Source organism: Shewanella sp. SM68, from assembly GCF_025653925.1.
In the GTDB taxonomy this organism is placed as follows: domain Bacteria; phylum Pseudomonadota; class Gammaproteobacteria; order Enterobacterales; family Shewanellaceae; genus Shewanella; species Shewanella oncorhynchi.
In genome coordinates this window covers 231,882-255,993 of record NZ_JAKKRU010000003.1, presented here as the reverse complement: position 1 = coordinate 255,993, position 24,112 = coordinate 231,882, and the positions used below count along the sequence as shown (strand labels likewise).

The window sequence follows — 24,112 nt, the reverse complement described above, 5'->3', positions numbered from 1 at the left end:
ATTCCTCTTTGCGAACAATGGCAATTTTAAGAAAACCAGCATGATCCTACAGATCACCACTAGTTACAATGCCTAGGGTTAAAAACTCTGGTTTTTGACTGTCTGGGGTTATAACCGCGATAGTAAAACAATAAAAGCAGCCATGAAAGCTGCTTTTATCTTTGACCTAACTAAGCTGACATTTATTATTCAGTCACGCCGACTCAGTAAATCTTACTCGGTGATAATGCGGATCCCAGGAATAATCTGCTGGCTTCTTTTACCTTTACGTTTCAACCACAGATAAAAAGCGGCTAATGCAAACAAGAAGAAACCAATCCACAGACTTGATTGAACTGGGTGCTGCGTAAAGGTAGCAGCTTGATAAACTACCGTTGCAGAACCATAAGCCAGTGAGAAAGTCCACGTTGCAGCAAACGTCGCCCACCGAGAACCAAACTCATGCACTAAGGCGCCCATTGCCGCAACACAAGGAGTATAAAGTAAGATAAACAGCAAGTAGGAGAAAGCCGCAACTTTACCACTAAAACCTGCTTGTAAAGCACCGAAAGTCGATGTCGCAACACCTTGTTCTTCAGCAACGGTTTCTTTATTGGTTAAATCACCGACCGACAGTTTAAGCGGATCTTCAAGATCTAAACCAAACAAGTTAGCTGGAATCGTTGCCAGAGCCGCATTAAAGCTTTCGCTCAATGGTGCAAGCTCTTCATCTGTCGGCGCCGCGCTGCTGTATAGACTATTTAAGGTACCAACAACCGCTTCTTTAGCGAAAATACCCGTGATAATACCGACGGTTGCAGGCCAGTTATCCTGCTCTATGCCCATAGGCGAGAAGATAGGCGTGATTTTTTGACTCGCGACACTCAGCAAAGATGCTTGGCTATCTTCATGGCCAAATGTACCATCAACACCAATAGCATTAATGAAGTTCAATAAGGTCACGACTAGAACAATCGTTTTACCTGCGCCTAATATAAAACTCTTAGTGCGTTTACCTGTACGAACCATAACAGCTTTCAGCTTAGGTAGTTCATAACTTGGTAGCTCCATCACCACTGCACTACTGCTGCCGGGTAATAAAGTGCTTCTGAGTAATAAACCCGTACCGATAGCGGCAAAGATACCAATAATATACAGCAAGAAGACTAAATTCTGACCTGAATCGGGGAAGAAAGCAGCCGCAAATAGTGCATAAACCGGAAGACGTGCACCACAGGACATAAATGGTGCCATCATCCCTGTCACAATACGCTCACGCTCACTGCCTAAGGTTCGCGTCGCCATAATTGCAGGCACAGAACAACCAAAACCGACAATCATAGGAACGAATGCTTTACCAGGCAGGCCAATACGACGCATTAAACCGTCAACCACAAATGCAGCGCGCGCCATGTAGCCAGAACTTTCGAGGATCGACAAACCGAGGAAAAGCGCCGCAATAACAGGAATAAAGGTTGATACGGTTTGAATGCCTTGGCCGACACCGCCCGCTAAGATAGTGACCAACCAAGCCGGAGAGCCCATGCTCGTCAAGAATGAACCGAAGTGATCGACAAACAATGCGCCAGCAAAAACATCAAAGAAATCAATAAAAGCACTGCCAATATTAATGCTGAACATAAACATCAAATACATCACAAACAAGAACACAGGAATGCCAAGCACAGGATGTAAAACGAGTTTATCTAATTTGTCACTGAGGGTGAGGAACCCTGACTCTTTCACTGAACCTTGAAAAACTTGTTCAACGAAATTAAAGCGCGTGGTCGCCACCATCACTTCAATATCATGGCCTTGCTGAGCGATAATCTGAGTACAGGAATTCACTTCATCCTGCAGTTCAGCATTTTTACAGCTACCACAACCTGAACCATTACCTAGCATAGCCAAAGCGCGGCCGCGACTTAATTGGGCATCTTTACTGCAGAGTAACTGCACGCCCGCTTCAATTTGTTCATCATAGTGAAGCACTAATGGGGCTTCTGAGACTCGGCCTTGAAGTAAATCGAGTACCTGTGCCTGCACTTTAGCGACATCGGCAGGATCTCGCGAACACACGCCAATCACAGGGCAACCCAGCTCTTGGCTCATTTTCTTTAAATCGACTTTAATCCCACGTTTGACAGCCGAATCAATTTTATTCAGCACCACTACCATAGGGATAGCGAGTTCACGTAATTGGGCTGTGAGATATAAGTGACGTTCGATATTAGTGGCATCGACTAAATTGATAATGCCATCGACACGTTGCTCGGCAAGGTATTGCTGCGCAATTTGCTCATCAAGTGAACAATCGCAACTATTACCCGCAGGAAGAAGGTCGTAAATACCCGGTAAGTCTGTCAGATAGACGTCAGCACCGTTTAAGGTGAAATGACCAGTCTTTTTTTCGACCGTAACACCAGACCAGTTACCCACTTGTTGATTTGCGCCTGTTAGCGCGTTAAAGAGTGTAGATTTACCCGCGTTAGGGTTTCCTACTGTGACGCAATGAAACTGCTTAGCCATTCGTCTTTTCCACCTCAATGATGTCTGCCAAATCTCTGCGCATACAAAGTTTACTACCACGAATATCCAGTTCGAGACCAGAGCCCATAGGTGCGTATCGGATCAATAAAAAACGCGTATTTGGCGTGATCCCCATGGACAACAACTTGCGCTTCACGGTTTGTGGCAGCGCCAAACGCCCCACTTCAGAAATAAGACCGCGATCGCCGGGACTGAGTTCGCTTAACTTCATTACGTATTCCACCTTGCAACAGGTTCAGCTCGAAAAACTGCGCCCATTGTAACCGAGCGATGACACTAATAACTTTACCTAGATCAAGATTTTTGATTGGTAACGATAATAGTTTTCAATTGTGTTGGGTATTATGTGATAAAAATTCCAATGAATAAACGACCAACCGAAAATAAAAATCCGCACCTTAGCATTAGTGACTATCAAGCGATGCACAGAAGTCAAAACGCTGTAAACAAATCCCACCCGAAGCAAGTGTGATCAAAATCACACTTAATCTATATCGCCTGTAAAATCATCCTTCTTTACAGTGAAAAGACCACGCAATGTTAAGCACGTGTCACACACTTGTTCTAATATTAACCAAGCTCAATAAGCTAAATTAGCAATGTCGAAAGCGTAAAAATAACAAATATAAATGCACTCGGGAAAACATAACCATGGAAATAGGGCTAAAGTTCAGAAGCATAGCTAAGGCTATGCTATGTATTTTGTTATCAATCGCGAGCGTTTCGGCCTCAGCGACCCCTTGGGATAACAAAAAACCAGAAGAAGTTGTTGCGACATTAGACAAAAAATTCGCCGAAGGTAAGTATTCCGCTAAAGGCGCTGATACTTGCCTGATGTGCCACAAAAAAAGTGCCATGGTGATGGCAATATTTGAGGGGGTTCATGGCAACCCCAATGTGAAAGATTCGCCTATGGCCGATTTGCAGTGCGAAGCCTGCCACGGCCCGTTAGGGAATCATAATAAAGGTGGCAAAGAGCCGATGATCACCTTTGGCGCAAACTCCCCTGTTCCCGCGCAAAAGCAAAACAGTGTCTGTATGAGTTGCCACAATGACAGTCAACGTACCGCATGGAAAGGCAATCACCACGATAACGCCGATGTCGCCTGTAGCAGCTGCCATCAAGTGCATACCGCAAAAGATCCTATCAGCGATAAAGCCAATGAAGTCACCATTTGTACCCAGTGCCATACCCAACAAAAAGCCGATATGCACAAGCGCTCGGCGCATCCATTACAGTGGCAACAAATGGTGTGCAGTGACTGCCATAATCCCCACGGCAGTTTAAACGATTCAAGCTTGAAGCAAATGAGTGTTAATGAAAATTGCTATAGCTGTCATGCCGAAAAACGCGGCCCTAAACTGTGGGAACATGCCCCCGTCACCGACAACTGCGCTAATTGCCATAATCCCCACGGCAGCGTGAACGAAGCCATGCTGATCAGCAAACCGCCACAACTGTGTCAGCAGTGCCACGCTTCGGATGGCCATAGCAGTAATGCCTATTTTGGCAATCAAACCAATGCCTTCACTTCTGGTAATTCCTGTATGAATTGTCATGGACAAGTGCATGGCTCTAACCATCCTTCTGGCAAATTACTACAGAGATAACAAGGGAATGATCATGCGAACAGCTAAAATGTCTCACCCTAGCGCTTATTTCTCCCTCACTTTGCTGACTTGGGCGATAAACGGTGTTTTGACTCAAGCACACGCCGAAGGTTATGAGCTGCAAGAAGCGAATCGAAGTAGCATAAAGACAGAGGCATGGAGCTGTAAGCAATGCCAACCTAAGACAGGGCATATTGGCAATGTCAGTGCCAGCCTCGCTTACAACGATAGTGAGGACAGCCGTTTCGGTAACAGTACTGGAACAGATAATGATGGTCTCGTTGGTGCCGTCGGTGCGGATATGGTGTACAAAACACCGTCGGGTTATCAAACCGAGCTGGTCGCGGATAAGTTAGGTTTTGATGCGGGCTCAGCCAAGCTCACAACAGGAAGGCCGGGAAACTATCAAATCAACTTAGGTTATAGAGGCTTAGCAAACTATAACCATAATCAACTCAAAAGCCCCTATACCTCAGTGCAAGATAAAATGTTATTGCCCGATAACTGGATAACAGGCGGCACAACGCAATCTATGCCTATGTTACAGAGCAGCCTTGTTAGCCAAGATTTAAGTATTCAACGTGATCGCTTTAGTATCGGTGGTTACTACGCTGGCAAAATATCACCTGAAGGTGACAATAACAGTCACTACAAAGCCTCGCTAAACTATCAGCATGAAGACCGCAGTGGCGCAAAAAAGACCAGTGCCAATATACTCACCAATAGCGTTATGCTAGCCCAACCAATTGATGACAGTACTGATGAAGTCGATGCGAGAGTTTATTTTAACGGTTCAGGCTGGCAAGCAGGCATCAATAGCCAAATCAGCCAATATAAAAATGATCACCAAGCCATGCTGTGGCAGTCTGCCTACACTCCCACCTTTGGTGCAGCATACCTAGGTCAGAATGCGGTCGACCCCGACAATAAAGCCTACCGAGTTGCCGCAGAAGCCTCAGGGGGGGCAAATGGTCAAAATGTATTGATGCACGCAGGCTTTAGCCGCATGACCCAAGATGACACCTTTATTCCTGCCACCATCAATGGCCCATCGCCCGTCCTGCCTGCGGATACCTTAAATGGCCAAGTCGATATTGTAGAGATGGACCTTAAATATTCAGGACGGATCAGCCAAGATTTAAGCATGCAGGCAAGTTACAACTATCAAGACAGAGATAACAAAACGGCTCAATTAGACTTTCCGCAGATCGTCACCGACAGTATTAATCAAGGCACAGCCCAAAATAGCCTTTATGATAAGCGCACCAAAAAACTCGAACTTAAAAGCAAATACCGTTTTACCTCAGCGGCTTATGCCGAAGCGGGTTACAGCCATAATGAAAACGATTATGCCGAACTCGACCGCCAATCCGTCGACGAGTCCGGCGTGTTTGCTAAACTAAGTTATCGCTATTCGCCCGCATGGTCAGCTTGGTTGAAAGGAGAAGCACTAGAGCGAGATGGCAGTGAATATCATCCCGTCGCAACCACTCAAAGTTCAAGTAATCCTTGGCTACGTAAATCCTACCTTGCCGATAGAAAAAGACAGAAAGTCACCTTACACACGGATTATCAGAGCGATATTGGTCTATCTCTTGGTGCCAGCTTACACAGTATTAATGACGACTATCATCATACCTTCGTTGGTCTAACTCAGATGTCCTATCTCGGTTACGACTTGTCAGCCCAATATGTGCTGAGCAGTGACCTCAATTTAACCGCCTTTGTTAACCAAGATTGGCGCGATTCAGACCAAGCGGGCAGTAATTCCTTCTCGACACCCGATTGGTACAGCACTGCCGAGGAAAAATCGACCTTGATTGGTGCAGGGCTTAGTTATCAAAACCTGTTCGATCATCACCTCGATATTGGTTTGGATTACAGCTATTCCGACGGACAGAGTGATACAGAAGTGACCTACGGCATCACCAGTCCCTATGGCGATTTTTACGCCCGCAAACACAATATTAATGCCTACGCCAAATATAAGTTTGCCGACAGTATGTCGCTGCGCGTCGATTGGTTATTCGAAAAATATCAAGATGCTAATTGGCAAAACCAAGGCACAAGCTGGGACACGATTCCCAACGTCCTCAGTTTTGGTGATATGGGCCACGACTACAACGCTCACTATTTAGGCTTAACCTTAAGCTACCAAATGTAACTTAGGGACTGACAGCGCATTCCAAGGATAGAAATATGAACAAGTTTGCAAAAATTCGCACTCAATTCAGTCTTATACTGGCCTTAGTTTCGCTATTAAGCGCCTGTGGCGGTGATAACGGCCAAGATGGTAATCCCGGTGAGCCTGCGAAACCGCCTGCATTAACGATAACTAACCTTAACATCATGGTCGATAAAGTCGCGATGACAGATGGCATTGCTCAAGTGGATTTTCAAGTAAGCAATCAAGATGATGAAGCCGTGATTGGTATCCCATCGGCGACATTTATTGCAGCGCAGCTTCTCCCCAAAGGTTATACAGGCGCGGGGAATAGCAGTGAATGGCAGCACTTTACCGCTGAAACCTGCGCGGCAACTTGCCCTGGCAGTCTCACAGATCATAAAAACGGTCACTACAGTTACACCTTCAGCGCCGCATTTAATGGCATGAATGGAGTGACGTTTATGCCAGAAGCGACCCAAAGAATGGTGGTCAAAATTGGCGGCGATAAACTTGCCGATAATACGCCCTTACCTATAACCAATCAGCATTATGACTGGCAATCTTCAGGTAGTAATGTCGCTTACACCCGCAACTTAGTCACAATAGAGACCTGTAATAGTTGCCACAGTAATCTAGCTTTCCATGGCAGTAGATATAATCAAATCGAAACCTGCGTCACCTGCCATAACAGCAAAAAAGTCAGTAACCCTGCGGATATTTTCCCACAAATGATCCACAGCAAACATTTAACTGGCTTCCCGCAACCCATTAGTGACTGCCAAACCTGTCACGTCGATAAGGCTGAGTTAACCGAACAGCAAAACTGGCGCAGAGTCCCGACCATGCAAGCCTGTGGTGCCTGTCATACACAGATCAATTTCCCCGCAGGCGAAGGACACCCAGTGCAAACAGATAACAGTAACTGCGTGGCGTGTCATAATGCCGACTGGACCGCAAGCGTACACAGTGATGAAGCTAAAAACGCGGCAGTGATGCAATTTAGCCCAAGCATCACCAGCGCCAGTATGGATGCCAATGGTACGGTCACTGTTGCGGTTAAGCTGATGAATCCAGCCACAGGAACTGTGTATAGCGAAAGTGCCGATAAACTAAAATTTATCAATGATTTAAGGGTATATGCCAACTGGGGAACCAGTTTTGATTATGCGACCCGTTCAGCTCGCTCGATTAAACTGCCGGAATCCACACCCATATCAGGCTCTAATGGCATTTATATCTATACGATAGCGGGCCTTACTGTGCCAGCAGGCACTGAAACGGATCATGGCGGACTTGCGATTCAAGGCAGAGTCTGTGCCAAAGATAAAGTACTGGTTGATTGCACGACTGAACTGGCGGAAGTGTTAGTGATTAAATCCAGCCACAGTTATTTTGATATGGCAGCATTGAGCAATGAAGGTCGCCGTAGCGTTGTGAGCAATGCAAGCTGCGGTAATTGCCATGGTGATCAAAAACTGAATATTCACGGCTCACGTAACGATCTCGATGGTCAATGCCAGCTATGCCATAACGCCAATATGCTGGCCGATGCGACGGCAGCCAATCCTTCAATCACGTCATTTGACTTTAAGCAGCTGATCCACGGTATTCACACCAGTCAATTCACGGGGTTTGAAAGCCTAAACTACCCAGGAAAAATCGGTAACTGTGCCCAATGTCACGTTAACGATACTGCGGGGATTTCTACCGTCGCCCTCCCCTTAAATTCAGCGGTACAACCCCTTGCCCTCGATAACGGCACTTTTACCAGCCCAATTGCCGCTGTGTGTAGCAACTGCCATTCAGATACCAGCACTCATAACCACATGGCTCAGCAAGGTGCTGTTTTTGCAGGTACAAAATCCGATGCAACCGCAGGAACTGAAACCTGTGCTTTCTGTCATGGACAGGGCGGAGTCGCGGACGTGTTGAAAGTGCATCCAATAAACTAACCCTATGATGCTGGCCTAAAAAGGCCAGCAACTGCAGATATAAAAGGAACTCATACGATGCAGTCATCTACTCCTAAAGAAATAGTCAGATCTCAGTCACATTACCCGCCTAAAGTGACTGATAAATACCAGTGACTTAGTTAGCCTTACAGATGGAAAACTAATTCCACACATCTTATGCGGGTAATGAGATTTATTCTTATTTGCCAGGCGTTTGATGATGATTACAACTATTGCAGGGAAATATCATGATGAAACGGTTCAATTTCAATACCGCAACAAAAGCGATGTTGGGTGCCGGTTTACTCTCTCTACTACTCGCCGGTTGCGGTGGTAGTGACGGTAAAGATGGTGAAGACGGAAAACCGGGTCCGGTAGGCTTAGACATAAGTCAAGCCACCACACTCAAAGCCACACTTGAAGATGTAAAAATTGACAACGGCACTGTCAGCGTAGACATAGTACTAACGAATGCGAATGGCGTTCCTGTGACGGGCCTAGAGCAATACGCTCAAATCAATGCTATCGGATTGGGTATTGCAAAACTTACCCCTGAAAGTGGCAAAGGTTACAAAACACCTCAATGGGTCAGCTATATCAACTCAGTGAAAGCAGCTGATCCTGCACGCAGTCTTGCAAATTATAGCTATACCGATGGTAAAGATAGCGCTGGCAATCCTATTACTAAAGAAATGAAATTTACACCTGGTGATGCTATTCAAGCGAACATCGAATCTAGTTGTAAAACCACTTGTTTAACAGTGGTTGATAGTGGCGTTTACCGCTATACCTTCCAAACCAATTTAAGTACTTTGCCCGCTATTGAAGGTCTCGATTTAACCTACGACCCAACATTAATACATCGCATTACTTTAGAACTTCAAACCGATGGCAGTAAAGATGCCAAGTTAGTCAACAGCCATATCGACTTCTTACCAAGCGATAACTTTAGAGTAGCTAAAGAGACGGAAACGCGTACGGTTGTCGATTTAGAAGCAAACTGTATCAAGTGTCACAGCACAAATTATAGCGATACATCTTCTACTGCTAAGCCATTAGCACTACATGGCGGAAGACGGATCGGAATAGCAAACTGTCAAGTTTGTCATACCAGCTACAGTAAAGATCCAGAAACAGGATCACCTTTGGATATGGGCGCCATGGTTCATGCCATTCACAAAGGTACTTACGCTATGGTGGGTTACAGCGGAACGGCTTATGACTTTAGCGGTACTATGGCTAAAGCTGCGGCTGAAAGTGGCTACCCACAATACCGTGAAGGTAAAGACGTTTCTGAACGAGTCACTCTGCCTGTCTCTATCGGGAACTGCCAGTCTTGCCATAGCACAGATGACAAAGGACCCGTTGATGCCGCGAGCTTTAAACATCACAAAGGTTTAGCCTGCGCATCTTGTCACATGTCAGGTTTTAATCCAGTAGATAACAGTGAATGGTTAACGCCACCTGAAGGTCAAAAAGACCGTGGTTTCGTTGGTAACTATTTCCATTACTATGCAACACCTGAAATTGACGGTATTCCAGGTGCAAACCTAGTCAATGTATTCCAAAATGGAGGCTGCGCTTCTTGTCACGCCGAACAAGGTGAAGAAGGCAGCGCTAAATATCACTTAGCAAAAGCTAATGCCACTAAGTTACTGCGAACTGAATATGCCTATAAGTTAGAAAATGGCACATTTGATGTGGCTAAAGGAGAGTTAACATTCACAGTCGATTGGCACAGTGATGTTGCTCCACATCAAGATCCTAAAGTGAAAGAGTTTTGGGTCAGCTTAACGGCATTCAATGGCACTGAATACACCATGGGCCCACGTCCATCTAATGGTACTTTAGGTCGTAGCGAAAACCGTATTTCTGTAAATTTGGCCAAAGTTGAGACTAACGCTAACTTAACAGCGGTACCAAATGGCTCAAAAGTAACATACACATTAACAGGCATTAAAGCTGTTATTGGCACAAGTTCTGTTCCATACAAACAAATTGTTAGTATTGGTAAAGGCTTCATGGACGGCAAATTGCTGATCTGTGCAAACTCTGCAGAACTCGATCCAACGATGGATGCTGCGATTGATTGTAGTAACACTGAAGCACCAATCTACGAAGTGATTGTTGGCAGTAATAAAGCTTCATTCTCTGCCGATGCAAGTAATGTTACCGCACGTAGCATAGTCATCTCTGAAGCAAAATGTGCTAACTGTCATGGTGAGAAAGCTGACTTTTCAGCCTCTCATGCGCTGACCCATGCGGCAGACAAGCCTGATAACAGCTGTGGTACTTGTCACTCTGCTGTACCTAATACCGCGGTAGCTTTAGCCGATGGTAGTTGTGTGGCTTGTCACAATGGCGCTCCTGCTCACAGTAAAAAGCCATTTGAACGTGGTTTTGACTTTAAAGTCATGATCCACCAAATTCACGCTGATACTCGCAGTGTTCGCCGTTTAACAACAGATGCAGCAACCTTCCCTGAAAACCCAGCGAACTGCGCGGCTTGTCATGATAAAGGTCAACTTAGCTTAGCTACACTAGGCGATAAACCTGCGTTCTTAGCAAGTACTGGTGAATACTCACCAACCGTTGCAGCTTGTGCATCTTGCCATGCAACGACCGCAACTGACAGCGCAGTGATAGGTCACTTCGAAACCAATGGTGGTGTATATAACGCTGCTGCTGGCACTTATACTCCTGGTAGCGAAACCTGTGCGACCTGCCATGGTGAAGGTAAATCATTTGGTGTGGATAAAGTTCACCCAGTGAAATACTAATATGGAACCGAGTAACGAATCGCAAATCAGTCGTTACTCACATTAAATTCAGCAAAATCCCTCGCACTGCGGGGGATTTTATTTACATAACAGCAATCCCATTCAAACCTTGCTTTTATAGTATAAAGTCAACGCACATTACCCAGATAAAATCCGCTGTTTTTTTGTTCTAGAATCATTTTTACCTCTCGCTTTAAATACCTCTTTAGAAATAGAAAGATCCAAGTCACACATTAGCAAAGGCCTTGGAGATTTTAAGGTCATGTTAGGTTAGCCTTTCCTTGGGGAATTCTATTTCCAGCATCCACTTAAGTCGCTTCTAGTGACCAAAAACACAGACATAGAATCTGTTGGCTCTAGAACATAGCGTTTAAGCAATGCCAAACCTATGCAGGGAAAAAAATGATGAACGCACAAACAACTAAAATCGCACTGCTGTTAGCAGCAAGTGCAGTCACTATGGCCTTAGCGGGCTGTGGTGGCAGCGATGGTAATGATGGTAATCCCGGTGAACCTGGTGGCGAACCTGCTCCAGCGATTCAAACCCTTAATTTCGCCTTTGACAAATCTGTCGTCACTAACGGTATTCCGAGTGTTGAGTTTACCGTCACTAACGAAAATGATTTACCCGTTGTTGGCCTACAAAAAATGCGTTTTGCCGCAGCACAATTAATCCCACAAGGCGCAACTGGTGCAGGTAATGCGTCACAATGGCAATACTTTGGTGATGAAACCTGTGATGTAGCTGCAACATGCCCAGGGACTTTCGTTGACAAGAAAAACGGTCACTACAGTTATACTTTTAGTATGAACCTGACCGCTAACACTAAAGTCACTTATAACGAACAGTTAGCTCAACGAGTATTAATCCGCGCTTATAACACTCCGCTTCCCGATGGTACTCAAGTACCAAACAGTAACGCCTTTGTCGACTTCACTGCCGATACTGGTGCACTGCCAACATACAGTCGCAAAATTGTCGCCACAGAAAGCTGTAATACTTGTCACCAAGATTTAGCCAATGTTAAACATGGCGGCGCGTATTCCGACGTTAATTACTGTGCAACTTGCCACACGGCCGGAAAAGTCGGTGTAGGTAAAGAGTTCAATGTTCTCGTTCACGCTAAACACAAAGACCTCACCTTAGGCTCATTAGAAAGCTGTCAAAGCTGTCACGCAGCAAATGAGGCTACGCCTGATTGGAGTAATTGGTCACGTATCCCAACTGCTGCCTCATGTGGAAGCTGCCATAGCGCAGTGGACTTTGCTGCTGGTAAAGGCCACTCACAACAACTAGATAACTCCAACTGTATCGCCTGTCATAACAGCGATTGGACTGCAGAACTGCACACAGGTAAGACTGCAGACAAAAAAGCCGTTATCGCTCAGTTAGGTATGTCAGCAGCACTTGCTGGTCAAGCTGATGATACTGCAGTATTAACCGTGTCTATCTTAGACAAAGATGGTAACGCAATTGATGCGGCAACCGTTCAAGATAAGATTAAACGTTTAGAGTCTGTTACCAACGTTGGCCCTAACTTCCCGATCATGGGCTACAATCCAAGTCCAGGTAGCGGTAAAGCGAAAATAGCGAAAGACTTAGTCAAAGATGGCGCACTGCAAGAAGGTGTAACCTTAGTTGACGGTAAATTGGTCTTTACAACACCCGCTCTACCTTTCGGTGCAGGCGATACTGATACCGCCTTTACCATTATCGGTTTAGAAGTGTGTAGCACTGGTACAAGCTTAACCGCATGTACCGCAGACAGCGCAACAACGAGCATGAAAGCTGAACTAGCTTTTGGCACTAAGTCTGGTAAAGCACCGAGCATGCGTCATGTTAACTCAGTTGAGTTTGGTACCTGTCAAGGTTGTCACGGTGATAGCTTCGAAATTCACAAAGGCCACCATGCGGGTTTTGTGATGACAGAACAGCTATCACATGCAAAAGATGCCAGCGGTAAGCCAATCGTCGGTGTGGATGCGTGTGTCGCTTGTCATACCCCTGATGGTACCTATGCAAGTGGTGCTAACAAAGGTGCGTTGGAGATGAAATTACACGTTGTTCATGGTAAACAAGGTGTCATCAAAGAATGTACCCAATGTCATAACGACTTCAACCTAGATGCATTCAAGGTCAAAGGCGCTCTGGCAACAACTGCTGGTAAATACACCACGCCAATCACTGCCACTTGTACTTCATGCCACGCGCCAGAATCTATTGGCCACGGCTTAGAAAATATGGGCGCGATTGTGAACGGTGATTATGTTCAAGCCAATCAAGCGGCGCAGTCAGAAACCTGTTTCTACTGTCACAAACCCACACCAACAGATCACACTCAGGTGAAGATGTAATTTGCCCAAGCAGGGGGAGTTCGCTCCCCCTTTCTTGAATTTTGTTGGGACAAATTGGGAAGCCTATTATGAAGAACAGCCTAAAAATGAAAAACCTACTGCCGGCACTTGTCATCTCCATGGCAATGTCTGCAGTGATGTCTTTATGCATCACACCGAGTGCACACGCCTCAAAGTGGGATGACAAAATGACTCCAGAACAAGTCGAAGCCACCTTAGATAAGAAGTTTGCCGAAGGCAGCTACTCCCCTAAAGGTGCCGATTCTTGTTTGATGTGCCACAAAAAATCTGAAAAAGTGATGGACCTTTTCAAAGGTGTCCATGGCGCCATTGATTCATCAAAGAGCCCAATGGCTGGCCTGCAATGTGAAGCCTGTCATGGTCCTATGGGTCAACACAATAAAGGCGGCAACGAGCCGATGATCACTTTTGGTAAGCAATCGACCTTAAGTGCAGAAAAACAAAACAGTGTCTGTATGAGCTGTCACCAAGATGATAAACGCGTATCTTGGAACGGTAGTCACCATGACAATGCCGATGTCGCTTGTGCCTCATGCCACCAAGTGCATGTCGCAAAAGATCCTGTGTTATCAAAAAACACCGAAATGGAAGTCTGTACTAGCTGTCACACGAAGCAAAAAGCAGATATGAATAAACGCTCGAGTCACCCACTAAAATGGGCTCAAATGACCTGTAGCGATTGTCATAATCCCCATGGGAGCATGACAGATTCCGATCTAAACAAGCCTAGCATTAACGAAACCTGTTACTCCTGCCACGCCGAGAAACGCGGCCCAAAACTGTGGGAACATGCACCCGTCACTGAGAACTGTGTGACTTGCCACAATCCTCATGGCAGTGTGAATGATGCCATGTTGAAAACCCGCGCACCGCAGCTGTGTCAGCAATGTCACGCCAGCGATGGCCACGCCAGCAATGCTTACTTAGGTAACACTGGTTTAGGTTCAAACGTCGGCGACAATGCCTTTACGGGTGGAAGAAGCTGTTTAAATTGCCACAGTCAGGTCCATGGTTCAAACCATCCATCTGGCAAGCTATTACAGCGCTAAGGAGACGAGAAAATGAAATTTAAACTCAATTTGATCACTCTGGCGTTACTAGCAAACACAGGTTTTGCAATAGCGGCCGACGGGTATGGCTTAGCCAATGCCAATACAGAAAAAGTCAAAATGTCCGCTTGGAGCTGTAAAGGCTGCGTTGTTGAAACGGGTACGTCTGGCACTGTGGGTGTGGGCGTGGGTTACAACAGCGAAGAGGATATTCGCTCGGCGAATGCCTTTGGGACTTCAAACGAAGTTGCGGGTAAATTTGATGCCGATGTCACCTTCCGTGGTGAGAAAGGCTATCAAGCCAGCGTTGAAGCTTATCAACTGGGCATGGATGGTGGCCGTTTAGATGTCAATGCGGGCAAACAGGGCCAGTATAATGTCAATGTAAACTATCGCCAAATCGCCACTTACAACAGTAATAGCGCCTTAACGCCCTACTCTGGTGTCGGCAGCGATAATTTAACCTTGCCAGACAACTGGGTAACTGCGGGTTCAAGCAACCAGATGCCGTTACTGATGGATAACCTAAATGCCTTAGAACTGTCGCTCAAACGTGAGCGCACAGGGTTAGGTTTTGACTATCAAGGTGAATCGCTGTGGAGTACGCATGTGAGCTACATGCGTGAAGAAAAAACCGGCTTGAAAAAAACATCAGGTGGATTCTTTAACCAATCCATGATGTTAGCTGAGCCAGTTGATTACACCACTGACTCCATTGAAGCCGGCATTAAACTCAAAGGCGATCGTTGGTTCACTGCACTTAACTACAATGGCTCAATTTTTAAGAACGAGTACAACCAGTTAAACTTCGACAGTGCCTTCAATCCAACTTTTGGTGCTCAAACCTCTGGCACACTCGCCCTTGACCCTGACAACCAGTCACACACAGTGTCGCTCATGGGTCAATACAACGACAATACCAATGTGTTGACAGGTCGTGTGCTTGCGGGACAAATGAGTCAAGACCAAGCATTAGTCACTTCAGGCTATGGCTATCAAGTGCCAACAGAGGCCGTTGATGCCAAAGTTGACCTCATAGGGTTGAACTTAAAAGTCGTCAGTAAAGTGACTAACTCACTGCGCTTAAGTGGTAGCTACGACTATAGCGACCGTGATAACAATACTCAAATTGAAGAGTGGACCCAAGTCAGCATCAACAATGTCAATGGTAAGGTGGCCTATAACACCCCTTACGATAACACTAGCCAACGCTTCAAAGTGGCGGCGGATTATCGTATTACCCATGGACTGAAGCTTGATGGCGGCTATGACTTCAAACGTGACGACCGTAATTATCAAGACCGTGAAACCACGGATGAAAATACTGTTTGGGCACGTTTGCGCGTTAACAGCTTTGAAACTTGGGATATGTGGGTTAAGGGCAGTTACGGTCAGCGTGATGGCTCGCAATATCAAGCTTCTGAATGGACATCTTCTGAAACCAACAGCCTGTTACGTAAGTACAATCTGGCTAACCGCGACAGAACCCAGATTGAAGCTCGAGTCACCCACTCGCCAATCGACAGCTTGACCATAGATTTCGGTGCCCGTTACGCATTAGATGACTACTCTGACACAGTTATTGGCTTAACTGAGTCAAAAGACACCAGCTATGATGCCAAAATCAGCTATATGATCACCGATGATTTACTGGCGACAGCCTTCTACAACTATCAAATCATTGAGTCTGAACAAGCGGGAAGCAGTAATTACAGCACCCCAACATGGACAGGATTCATTGAAGATAATGTAGATGTGGTCGGGGCGGGCCTGAGCTACAACAACTTGCTTGAGAACAAGTTACGCATGGGATTGGATTACACTTATTCAAACTCCGACAGTAACACTCAAGTCAGACAAGGTATCACAGGCGACTATGGCGATTATTTTGCCAAAGTGCACAACATTAACTTATATGCTCAATATCAAGCCACCGAGAAAATGGCGCTGCGCTTGGATTATAAAATTGAGAATTATAAAGACAATGATGCCGCCAATGATATCGCCGTCGATGGGATCTGGAACGTCGTAGGCTTTGGCAGCAATAGCCATGACTACACAGCGCAAATGATCATGCTGAGCATGAGTTACAAACTCTAATCGATACTGTTCATAACACGAAAAGCCCGCATGTTGCGGGCTTTTGTTTAAGCGAAGCAGGATCTTTTAAAGCGATAACATCATGGCAGATAACAGTAAAAATCTTGAATAAGATCAGACTCTGGCGCGAAAGTCCGCCCATAAAAACCTTAATCCTTGAGTTTTGGCTCACTTTAGCGGATCTTAATTCAATCTTTTAGTTAATCCTCTGAGCCCATGCGCCTTTATTCTTCAATCTCCCAATCTCAGTGGCTGTTATCACTTTCTGCACTATTGGGGCTAAGCCTATTACCCTTACCCGCTATGGCGTTCGACCCATCGGGTGGCGCAGCGAGCCTATTTATCATTTTAGGCCTCGGTGGTTTTACCTTAATCAATCTGTTTCTACAGGGCTTATTCTTTTTTGCGGGTCAGTATCACAGCGCCACTTTTGCTAAACGCCATGTATTAAGCGCACTAATAGTACCATTAATTGCCATTGCGTTAGCCATTTATGATCATAGAGGTTGGAGTGATTTCGCCCTTAACTTAGGTATTATCTGTGTCGGTATTGGACTGATTTTATTGCCACTACAGCTTTGCCAAATCGATAAACCCACCAATCGCAATGCAGATTGGATCATCAGCCTAGGGGCATTATTCATCTTAGCTTTGAGCTATGTGATTGCGCCATTAGCCCTCTTTACGATTGTGCTGGCCCACATTTGTTTGGCTTCAAGCACAAATCAAATTCCTAAGATATTAAGTTATATCGGTTTAATCCTTGGCTATTCTCTTTTTGGCTACTGGGTATATCAAACAGTGATGATGCTCCAATCCTGATTGAAAATGAATGAGCAACGATAAAATTAGCGATTAAATTGACTAAGACAAATCTCACTAAAGCGCCATCGCCACTGTGCGTAACTGTATCGCCATCATGCACGGCATCAATGGCCAAACTGCTGGCAAAAATCAGCGCCTGTACTTTATGTCAGGCCCATTTACCCTTAGCGCCCAAGCCGATATTACAGGCCAGTACCCAAGCGCGAATTTTGATTGCAGGCCAAGCTCCGGGCGTGAAAACCCACCATAAAGGCATACCTTTTGACGATGCCAGCGGTGAACGGCTGCGCACTTGGTTAAATGTCACGCGGGAGCAATTCTACGACCCCAATCTTTTTGCCATTATCCCTATGGGATTTTGTTTTCCGGGCAGTATCGAAAAAAACGGTAAAAAGCAGGGTGATAAACCACCGCGCCCCGAATGTGCTGCCACTTGGCATCAGGCCTTGCTCGCCCTAATGCCGCAAATAGAGCTAATTGTGATCCTCGGCCAATATGCCATCGACTATCATCTACCGCGCGAATCGTCCGAGGCCGTAAACCCCACTTCACCGATCACTGAGCCTCAAACAACCAGCAGTAAAATTTCGACCAGCGCTAAAGTAACAGCCATCCCCAAACTGAAACCAATAACAGTGACCCAAGCATGCGCGCAATGGCAGCAATATTGGCCTAAGTATCTTGTCTTGCCGCACCCAAGCCCGCGTAATAATCTTTGGCTTAAGCAGCATCCTGAGTTTGAACGCGATATGCTACCCAGATTAAGAATGCGTATTACATCCCTGTTAAACCTTCAACCCCACTAGGCGCCTGTATGTATCTACTTGACTCTGTCATCGCTAAGCAAATTGTGAGTCGCACAATGAAAATCATTGGCCACAATATCAATGTGATGAACGGCCAAGGGGTGATTTTAGGCTCAGGCGACCCTAAGCGTATAGGGTCAACCCACGAAGGCGCGCTGCTGGCGATAGCCCAAAATCGCAATGTGGAGATCAGTCAAGAAGTCGCCTCAGGGCTGCATGGCGTTAAGCCAGGCATCAATTTACCCTTGCATTATCAAGGACAAATTATCGGCGTTGTCGGCATTACCGGTGATCCACGTGAGCTCACCCATTATGGTGAGTTACTTAAAATGACTGCCGAAATGATTGTTGAACAAGCCAACCTGCAGGATAAATTGCAATGGGAGAATCGCCAGCGTGAAGAGTTTATTCTGCAACTGATAAAAGCTGAAACCGATGATGCACAGTTGCACCGCTGGGCAAAACAGCTCGACATTGATATCAGCCTGCCAAGAGTCGCGGCCATTATTGAGATCAGCGAGAAAAACATCCAGAAACACCATTTAAAAACCGACACCACCCCATCGACCTTGTTCTTAGCAGAGGCATCCACTCTGCCCGCCGATGAACGTAGCCCCAGAGTCAGTGAAACCCTCAAGCAAGTGCTACATCTATTGCAATACCCTGACCGTGGTAACTTGATTGCCATGACCTCAATGTCGCAGTTGGTGATCCTAAAGCCAGCTTTTTTAGATGGAAAACAATGGGATCCTGAGCTTGAAAATCAGCGCATCGATAAGCTATTGCAGCGCTTACCCGCCCAGATGGATTTAAACTTTAAGATTGCCCTCGGCCATTTCTTCCCGGAAAAAGGTGGGATAGCGCGCTCCTATCAAACGGCTCAAGAAACCTTGGCACTCGGTAAGCAGCTCAATGCAGAAGGGAATAAATACCTATTTGAAGATTATTCTCTACAAGTGTTACTTGCAGGGCTAAAACATGACTGGCGCGGTCAGGCGCTGGCAACGCCCTATCAGCAACTCGCCAAGGCGGATAAAAACGGCCAATTACGAAAAACCTTAGCGGCTTACATCACCCACTTTGGCGATGCACAGCAATGCGCGAATGCCCTGTTTATTCATCGCAATACACTGAGATATCGCCTTGATAAAATTCAGCAAATCACCCAAGCCGACATTCAATCCCTGCATGGATTATTAAGCCTGTATCTTGGGCAATTAATTGATACTTCGACTCGCTTAACTTAACGCTCAAATGACTGAGCAACTCAACAGATTAGCCAGGAAAAAGCCCGCAGATGACGGCGCCGACCTGATGACCAGATCAATTGAGTAAAACTTGGCCTGTACTAAAAAATTAATTGAAAGATTTATACCGTATCCCCTTTCCTATCCTTTCATATAGTATCGCGTCGATATGCTAGCGCTCTCTACTTAGTCCATTGAAAGGAATGATAATGACCTCAATCAAACTGACTTTACTCGCCAAAGCTTGTCTCATTAGCGGCTTAGCGCTGACTTCACCTTCGTTAATCGCGGCCGAGAAAACCATTCCCGAACTGGTCGATGCCGTGAACGGCACACCCGATGCGGTAAGTCGCGAGGCGGGTAAAAAAGTCAAACTGCGTAATCACACTAAGGGATTTTGTACCTCGGGCAGTTTTAAACCGAATCCACAATTACAACAAACGTTGGCAATTCCATTTTTTAATCAAGATAGTATCAAGGTCACAGCCCGCTTTTCCCTCGGCGGTACAAATCCGCAGATCTCAGATAAAACCGCTGGGCGCTTTATGTCACTCAAAATTGACGGCGATAAAGAAAATCTTAACTTTGTCACCACTAACGTTCCCGTTTTCTTTGCCAAAAATCTCGAAGAGTTTTTTAACTTTCAGACCAAAGTGAAACAAGGTCCTGAAGGTAAACAGTGGCTTATTGATAATCAACCCAGCGCCAAAGCTTTTTTCGACTATGTTAAACAGTTGCCTCCCAGCCCAAGTTTTGCCAACAGCCGCTACTTCGGTGTAAATAGTTTCCTGTTCAGCACGCCAAAAAACAGTGTTCAACAAGGTGAAACGGTCGCGGGTAAATGGATTTTTGAACCTGTCGCTGGTACTGCCGGGCTGTCAGCCAGTGAACTTGCCAATCTCAGTGATGATTTTTTAAAGGCGGAATTACTCGAGCGCATTAAAACCCAGCCAGCACAATGGAACCTTTATATTCAACTCGCCGAAATGGGGGATGAGATTAATGACCCAACTGTGATCTGGCCTGAAACTCGCCAGCGTTTACTGGTAGGCCAAGTGATGATTAACGGTGAGCGAGACAGCGATCCCCAAGTGCAACAGTGTGATAAAGGCATATTTAACCCACTGTTATTGCCTAAGGGCATTACTGCATCTGCTGATCCGATACTCAATGCCCGCACCGCAGCCTATGTAGAATCCTTTATTCGTCGTCAATAAAGAGTCGAGTTAAGTCCCTCCTGTTTAGGATTGGCAAATAGCCCTATTTGCCAATCCTTATCGACAAGCGCCTCCCTTACCGACAAAACGCCTCCTCCTGCATTCGAATTCACCTAAGCATTTTTGTGCATGAGCACAAAAATGGCGAAACATAACGCGGTAATTCCGTGGATTTAGCCAAAGCTATTCAAACATACCTGCACAATAATAGGATGACCTTAAAGCAGCCCTCATTTGGACTCAGGCCCAAATAAGCACTGCGCCCTACACTATAAGTCAAAAAACTTACTCAAAAACTTCAGCCAAGAACTGAACGGGACAAACTATGAACTTAGTGCTTATTCTCATCGGCGTGATTGCATTTATTGTTATCGCGACCTCAAAATTTAAACTCCACCCCTTTTTAACCTTAATTCTGGCCGCCTTTATCGCAGCCTTCGCCTATGGCTTGCCGAGCGGAGAAATCGCTAAAACCATTACTACAGGGTTTGGCAATATTTTAGGCTATATCGGCTTAGTGATCGTCTTAGGCACTATCATAGGGATTATTCTGGAAAAAAGCGGCGCCGCCATCACCATGGCCGATGTGGTGATCAAGATATTAGGTAAACGCTTCCCGACACTCACTATGTCAATTATCGGTTATCTCGTGTCTATTCCGGTCTTTTGTGACTCGGGTTTTGTGATCTTAAACTCACTGAAACAATCGATGGCGAACCGCATGAAGGTCTCTAGTGTCTCCATGAGCGTTGCCTTAGCCACAGGTCTGTACGCCACTCACACCTTTGTACCGCCAACGCCAGGCCCTATCGCCGCCGCAGGCAACTTAGGCTTAGAGTCCAACTTAGGCTTAGTGATCGGTGTGGGTCTCTTTGTGGCCGCCGTTGCGGCACTCGCGGGTATGTTATGGGCAAACCGCTTTGCCGATGTTGAGCCCGATGGTGAAGGCGCAGAAGAACTTAAAGCGCAGGCCAGTGACTATGAAACGCTGAAAAAAAGCTATGGCACGTTACCAAGTCCATTAAAAGCTTTCGCACCGATTTTTGTGCCTATCGTATTAATTTGTTTAGGTTCTATCGCTAACTTCCCTTCAGCGCCTTTGGGTAAAGAAGCTGTGTTTGATGCGCTCGTGTTCCTTGGTCAGCCTGTTAATGCCCTGATGATTGGCCTGTTTTTATCCCTGCTGCTGTTAAAGGGTGAGAATAAGATCAGCGAATTTAGCGAACGCATCAGCCAAGGGCTCGTCACTGCCGCGCCGATTATTTTAATCACAGGTGCAGGTGGTGCTTTTGGTGCGGTATTAAAAGCCACGCCTATAGGTGACTTTTTGGGCACATCACTGTCGGCACTGGGTATCGGTATCTTCATGCCATTTATCGTCGCTGCAGCGCTTAAGTCAGCGCAGGGTTCATCGACGGTAGCGTTAGTCGCAACCTCTGCACTGGTTGCGCCTATGCTTGGCGATATTGGTCTTGGTAGTGATATGGGCCGAGTGTTAACAGTAATGGCAATTGGCGCAGGTGCGATGACCGTTTCCCACGCCAATGACAGCTTCTTTTGGGTCGTCACCCAATTTAGCCGCATGAGCGTCAAACAAGCCTATAAAGCCCAAACTATGGCGACCCTAATCCAAGGTGTAACGTCCATGGTAACTGTGTATGTGCTAAGCCTAGTGTTGCTCTAATATTAATGAGTTCTTGATTCAATATTGTCCCTTGGGCACATACCGTGCCCAAGATATATCTCTGTTATACGCCCTAATAATTGCAACAGATTAATGTGCCAGTGATGGATATAAATGCCCTTATATCACCTCAGTTTTAGCACAGGGATGTTGTTGCGCCCAACGTAAGTGGCCTTGGGTTTAGTGTTCAACATTGAGCCCTGTTTTATCCCATTTAGCTGTAGGATTTTTAATGAAAATAGTTATCGCCCCCGACTCATTTAAAGAAAGCTTAAGCGCGCTCGAAGTGGCCAACGCAATCGAGCAAGGCTTAAGACAAGTGATCCCCGACTGCGACATAGTCAAAATACCCGTTGCCGATGGTGGCGAAGGCACAGTGCAATCTATGGTGGACGCCACGGGCGGCAGTATTGTCAGCTTAGAAGTCATGGGGCCACTGGGGCATAGAGTGCAAGCACACTATGGCATCCTTGGTGAAGGTATTCTCAGCGCTGCGATCAATACAAGTTCTGCTTCAATTTCACGTGCAGATCCAACGAACAAATCGCCACATCGAGGCGCGATTGCCGTGATTGAAATGGCCTCAGCCTCAGGTTTGCACCATGTGCCGAGGGAGCAACGTAACCCGCTGCTTACCACAAGTTATGGCACGGGCGAGCTGATTTGTGATGCGCTTAATCGGGGGATAAAGCACATCATTTTGGGCCTAGGCGGCAGTGCCACCAACGATGGCGGCGCGGGTATGGCCCAAGCGCTGGATATTTTATTGCTCGATGGCCAAGGTAAAACGCTACCTTCTGGCGGCGCAGCGCTGGCGAACCTTGCTCAAATCGATGTATCAAACGCTCATCCACTTTTACGTGAGTGCAGCTTCGAAGTTGCCTGCGATGTTGATAATCCACTGTGCGGTGAACGCGGTGCATCGGCAATTTTTGGTCCGCAAAAAGGTGCGACGCCCGAGATGGTTAAGCAGCTAGATGCCGCTCTTGCCCATTATGCCGATGTGATTGCCCGCAATGGCATTAGCGATCACCGCGATCATGCGGGGGCTGGCGCTGCTGGCGGTATGGGTCTTGGCGTGATGGCTTTTTTAAATGCCGAGCTTAAACCCGGGGTTGAGATTGTGATGCAAACCGTTGGCCTTGCGGACAAAATCCGTGGCGCCGATTTAGTGATCACAGGTGAAGGCCGCATCGATGGTCAAACCGTGTTTGGTAAAACCCCAATGGGCGTGTTAAAGCAAGCCAAACTGCAGGGCATTCCCACTATCGGTATCGCGGGCTGCCTCGGTGAAAACGCCAATGCCATATTGGATCACGGTATGGCGGCTATCTTCCCTATCATCCCGCACTTAAGTCCACTTGATGATGTGCTAGCCAATGCCAAGCTAAACCTTTGCAATACCGCTCGAAATATCGGCGCGGTACTCATGTTAGGCCAGCGCTAATACTGGAACTAATACTTAAGTAATTCCCTCTGTTTAATGATTTGAAGAAAGGCGCCATAACGGCGCCTTTGCTTATTTAGGCCGCAACGCTTTGGCAATACCAATCGTATTAAATATTTGTTCATTCAGCGGGAGTTCAACGCGTTTTAGACAAGGCGAAGGCTTGAAGGCATAGTGGTGTTCTGTCGAAAGCCTTGAACGCAGTATAAAGCGCGTTGCCATGTAGTGAACATCAGCCGCCCTTCGGGAACCACACAGGCATCCCACTCCGGTGTTGCATTGCCTTAAAAGGGAATAACCATTTCTGCGTCAATGCGCCTTG

The 24,112-nt window shown here is 46.2% G+C and carries 15 protein-coding genes; 13 read left to right on the top strand and 2 right to left on the bottom strand.

Annotation, left to right across the window (positions count from 1 at the left end):
* Positions 1-213: 213 nt before the first annotated feature.
* Together feoB and L5M40_RS06655 are read right to left on the bottom strand one after the other, a co-directional pair.
* A complete protein-coding gene (gene feoB / locus L5M40_RS06660) occupies positions 214-2,508 on the bottom strand; it encodes a Fe(2+) transporter permease subunit FeoB (protein ID WP_105252942.1) in 2,295 nt (764 codons plus the stop codon).
* A complete protein-coding gene (locus L5M40_RS06655; RefSeq protein WP_028760477.1) occupies positions 2,501-2,740 on the bottom strand; it encodes a ferrous iron transport protein A in 240 nt (79 codons plus the stop codon). The genes feoB and L5M40_RS06655 overlap by 8 nt, the downstream gene beginning before the upstream one ends.
* A 440-nt stretch (positions 2,741-3,180) precedes the next feature.
* On the opposite strand from L5M40_RS06655, the gene L5M40_RS06650 reads away from it, so the two are divergent.
* From L5M40_RS06650 to L5M40_RS06590, 13 genes are all read left to right on the top strand, one after another.
* The gene (locus L5M40_RS06650; protein ID WP_263144397.1) at positions 3,181-4,140 is read left to right on the top strand and encodes a DmsE family decaheme c-type cytochrome; all 960 of its coding nucleotides are present in this window, start codon (positions 3,181-3,183) and stop codon (positions 4,138-4,140) included.
* A 13-nt stretch (positions 4,141-4,153) separates the two neighbouring features.
* A complete protein-coding gene (locus tag L5M40_RS06645) occupies positions 4,154-6,304 on the top strand; it encodes an MtrB/PioB family decaheme-associated outer membrane protein (protein WP_263175964.1) in 2,151 nt (716 codons plus the stop codon).
* A gap of 35 nt (positions 6,305-6,339) precedes the next feature.
* A complete protein-coding gene (locus tag L5M40_RS06640; RefSeq protein WP_263256437.1) occupies positions 6,340-8,259 on the top strand; it encodes an OmcA/MtrC family decaheme c-type cytochrome in 1,920 nt (639 codons plus the stop codon).
* Positions 8,260-8,507: 248 nt separating this feature from the next.
* Positions 8,508-11,039 carry an OmcA/MtrC family decaheme c-type cytochrome gene (locus L5M40_RS06635; RefSeq protein ID WP_173245650.1) on the top strand — a complete coding sequence of 844 codons (2,532 nt, stop codon included), beginning with the start codon at positions 8,508-8,510 and terminating at the stop codon, positions 11,037-11,039.
* Between the two features lie 402 nt (positions 11,040-11,441).
* Positions 11,442-13,394, top strand: coding sequence for an OmcA/MtrC family decaheme c-type cytochrome (locus L5M40_RS06630; protein ID WP_173245653.1), 1,953 nt, complete (start codon positions 11,442-11,444; stop codon positions 13,392-13,394).
* A gap of 68 nt (positions 13,395-13,462) precedes the next feature.
* A complete protein-coding gene (mtrA, locus tag L5M40_RS06625; RefSeq protein ID WP_028760483.1) occupies positions 13,463-14,464 on the top strand; it encodes a decaheme c-type cytochrome MtrA in 1,002 nt (333 codons plus the stop codon).
* Positions 14,465-14,476: 12 nt separating this feature from the next.
* Complete coding sequence (locus L5M40_RS06620) at positions 14,477-16,564, top strand: MtrB/PioB family decaheme-associated outer membrane protein (protein ID WP_263256436.1); 2,088 nt, start codon at positions 14,477-14,479, stop codon at positions 16,562-16,564.
* Positions 16,565-16,780: 216 nt separating this feature from the next.
* Complete coding sequence (locus tag L5M40_RS06615; protein ID WP_263175967.1) at positions 16,781-17,386, top strand: hypothetical protein; 606 nt, start codon at positions 16,781-16,783, stop codon at positions 17,384-17,386.
* A 110-nt stretch (positions 17,387-17,496) separates the two neighbouring features.
* Positions 17,497-18,195 carry a uracil-DNA glycosylase family protein gene (locus L5M40_RS06610; protein WP_263175976.1) on the top strand — a complete coding sequence of 233 codons (699 nt, stop codon included), beginning with the start codon at positions 17,497-17,499 and terminating at the stop codon, positions 18,193-18,195.
* An 8-nt stretch (positions 18,196-18,203) separates the two neighbouring features.
* Positions 18,204-19,442, top strand: a complete 1,239-nt coding sequence (locus L5M40_RS06605) for a sugar diacid recognition domain-containing protein (RefSeq protein WP_263175969.1) — start codon at positions 18,204-18,206, stop codon at positions 19,440-19,442.
* Positions 19,443-19,651: 209 nt separating this feature from the next.
* Positions 19,652-20,659, top strand: coding sequence for a catalase family peroxidase (locus L5M40_RS06600; RefSeq protein ID WP_212599872.1), 1,008 nt, complete (start codon positions 19,652-19,654; stop codon positions 20,657-20,659).
* Between the two features lie 325 nt (positions 20,660-20,984).
* The gene (locus L5M40_RS06595) at positions 20,985-22,343 is read left to right on the top strand and encodes a GntP family permease (protein WP_173245672.1); all 1,359 of its coding nucleotides are present in this window, start codon (positions 20,985-20,987) and stop codon (positions 22,341-22,343) included.
* Between the two features lie 232 nt (positions 22,344-22,575).
* Complete coding sequence (locus L5M40_RS06590) at positions 22,576-23,790, top strand: glycerate kinase (protein ID WP_131525093.1); 1,215 nt, start codon at positions 22,576-22,578, stop codon at positions 23,788-23,790.
* The last annotated feature ends 322 nt before the right edge of the window (positions 23,791-24,112 follow it).

Coding starts and splice junctions, on each gene's coding strand:
- feoB (WP_105252942.1), bottom strand. CDS start 2,508: ATGGCTAAGCAGTTTCATTGCGTCACAGTAGGAAACCCTAACGCGGGT.
- L5M40_RS06655 (WP_028760477.1), bottom strand. CDS start 2,740: ATGAAGTTAAGCGAACTCAGTCCCGGCGATCGCGGTCTTATTTCTGAA.
- L5M40_RS06650 (WP_263144397.1), top strand. CDS start 3,181: ATGGAAATAGGGCTAAAGTTCAGAAGCATAGCTAAGGCTATGCTATGT.
- L5M40_RS06645 (WP_263175964.1), top strand. CDS start 4,154: ATGCGAACAGCTAAAATGTCTCACCCTAGCGCTTATTTCTCCCTCACT.
- L5M40_RS06640 (WP_263256437.1), top strand. CDS start 6,340: ATGAACAAGTTTGCAAAAATTCGCACTCAATTCAGTCTTATACTGGCC.
- L5M40_RS06635 (WP_173245650.1), top strand. CDS start 8,508: ATGATGAAACGGTTCAATTTCAATACCGCAACAAAAGCGATGTTGGGT.
- L5M40_RS06630 (WP_173245653.1), top strand. CDS start 11,442: ATGATGAACGCACAAACAACTAAAATCGCACTGCTGTTAGCAGCAAGT.
- mtrA (WP_028760483.1), top strand. CDS start 13,463: ATGAAGAACAGCCTAAAAATGAAAAACCTACTGCCGGCACTTGTCATC.
- L5M40_RS06620 (WP_263256436.1), top strand. CDS start 14,477: ATGAAATTTAAACTCAATTTGATCACTCTGGCGTTACTAGCAAACACA.
- L5M40_RS06615 (WP_263175967.1), top strand. CDS start 16,781: ATGCGCCTTTATTCTTCAATCTCCCAATCTCAGTGGCTGTTATCACTT.
- L5M40_RS06610 (WP_263175976.1), top strand. CDS start 17,497: ATGGCCAAACTGCTGGCAAAAATCAGCGCCTGTACTTTATGTCAGGCC.
- L5M40_RS06605 (WP_263175969.1), top strand. CDS start 18,204: ATGTATCTACTTGACTCTGTCATCGCTAAGCAAATTGTGAGTCGCACA.
- L5M40_RS06600 (WP_212599872.1), top strand. CDS start 19,652: ATGACCTCAATCAAACTGACTTTACTCGCCAAAGCTTGTCTCATTAGC.
- L5M40_RS06595 (WP_173245672.1), top strand. CDS start 20,985: ATGAACTTAGTGCTTATTCTCATCGGCGTGATTGCATTTATTGTTATC.
- L5M40_RS06590 (WP_131525093.1), top strand. CDS start 22,576: ATGAAAATAGTTATCGCCCCCGACTCATTTAAAGAAAGCTTAAGCGCG.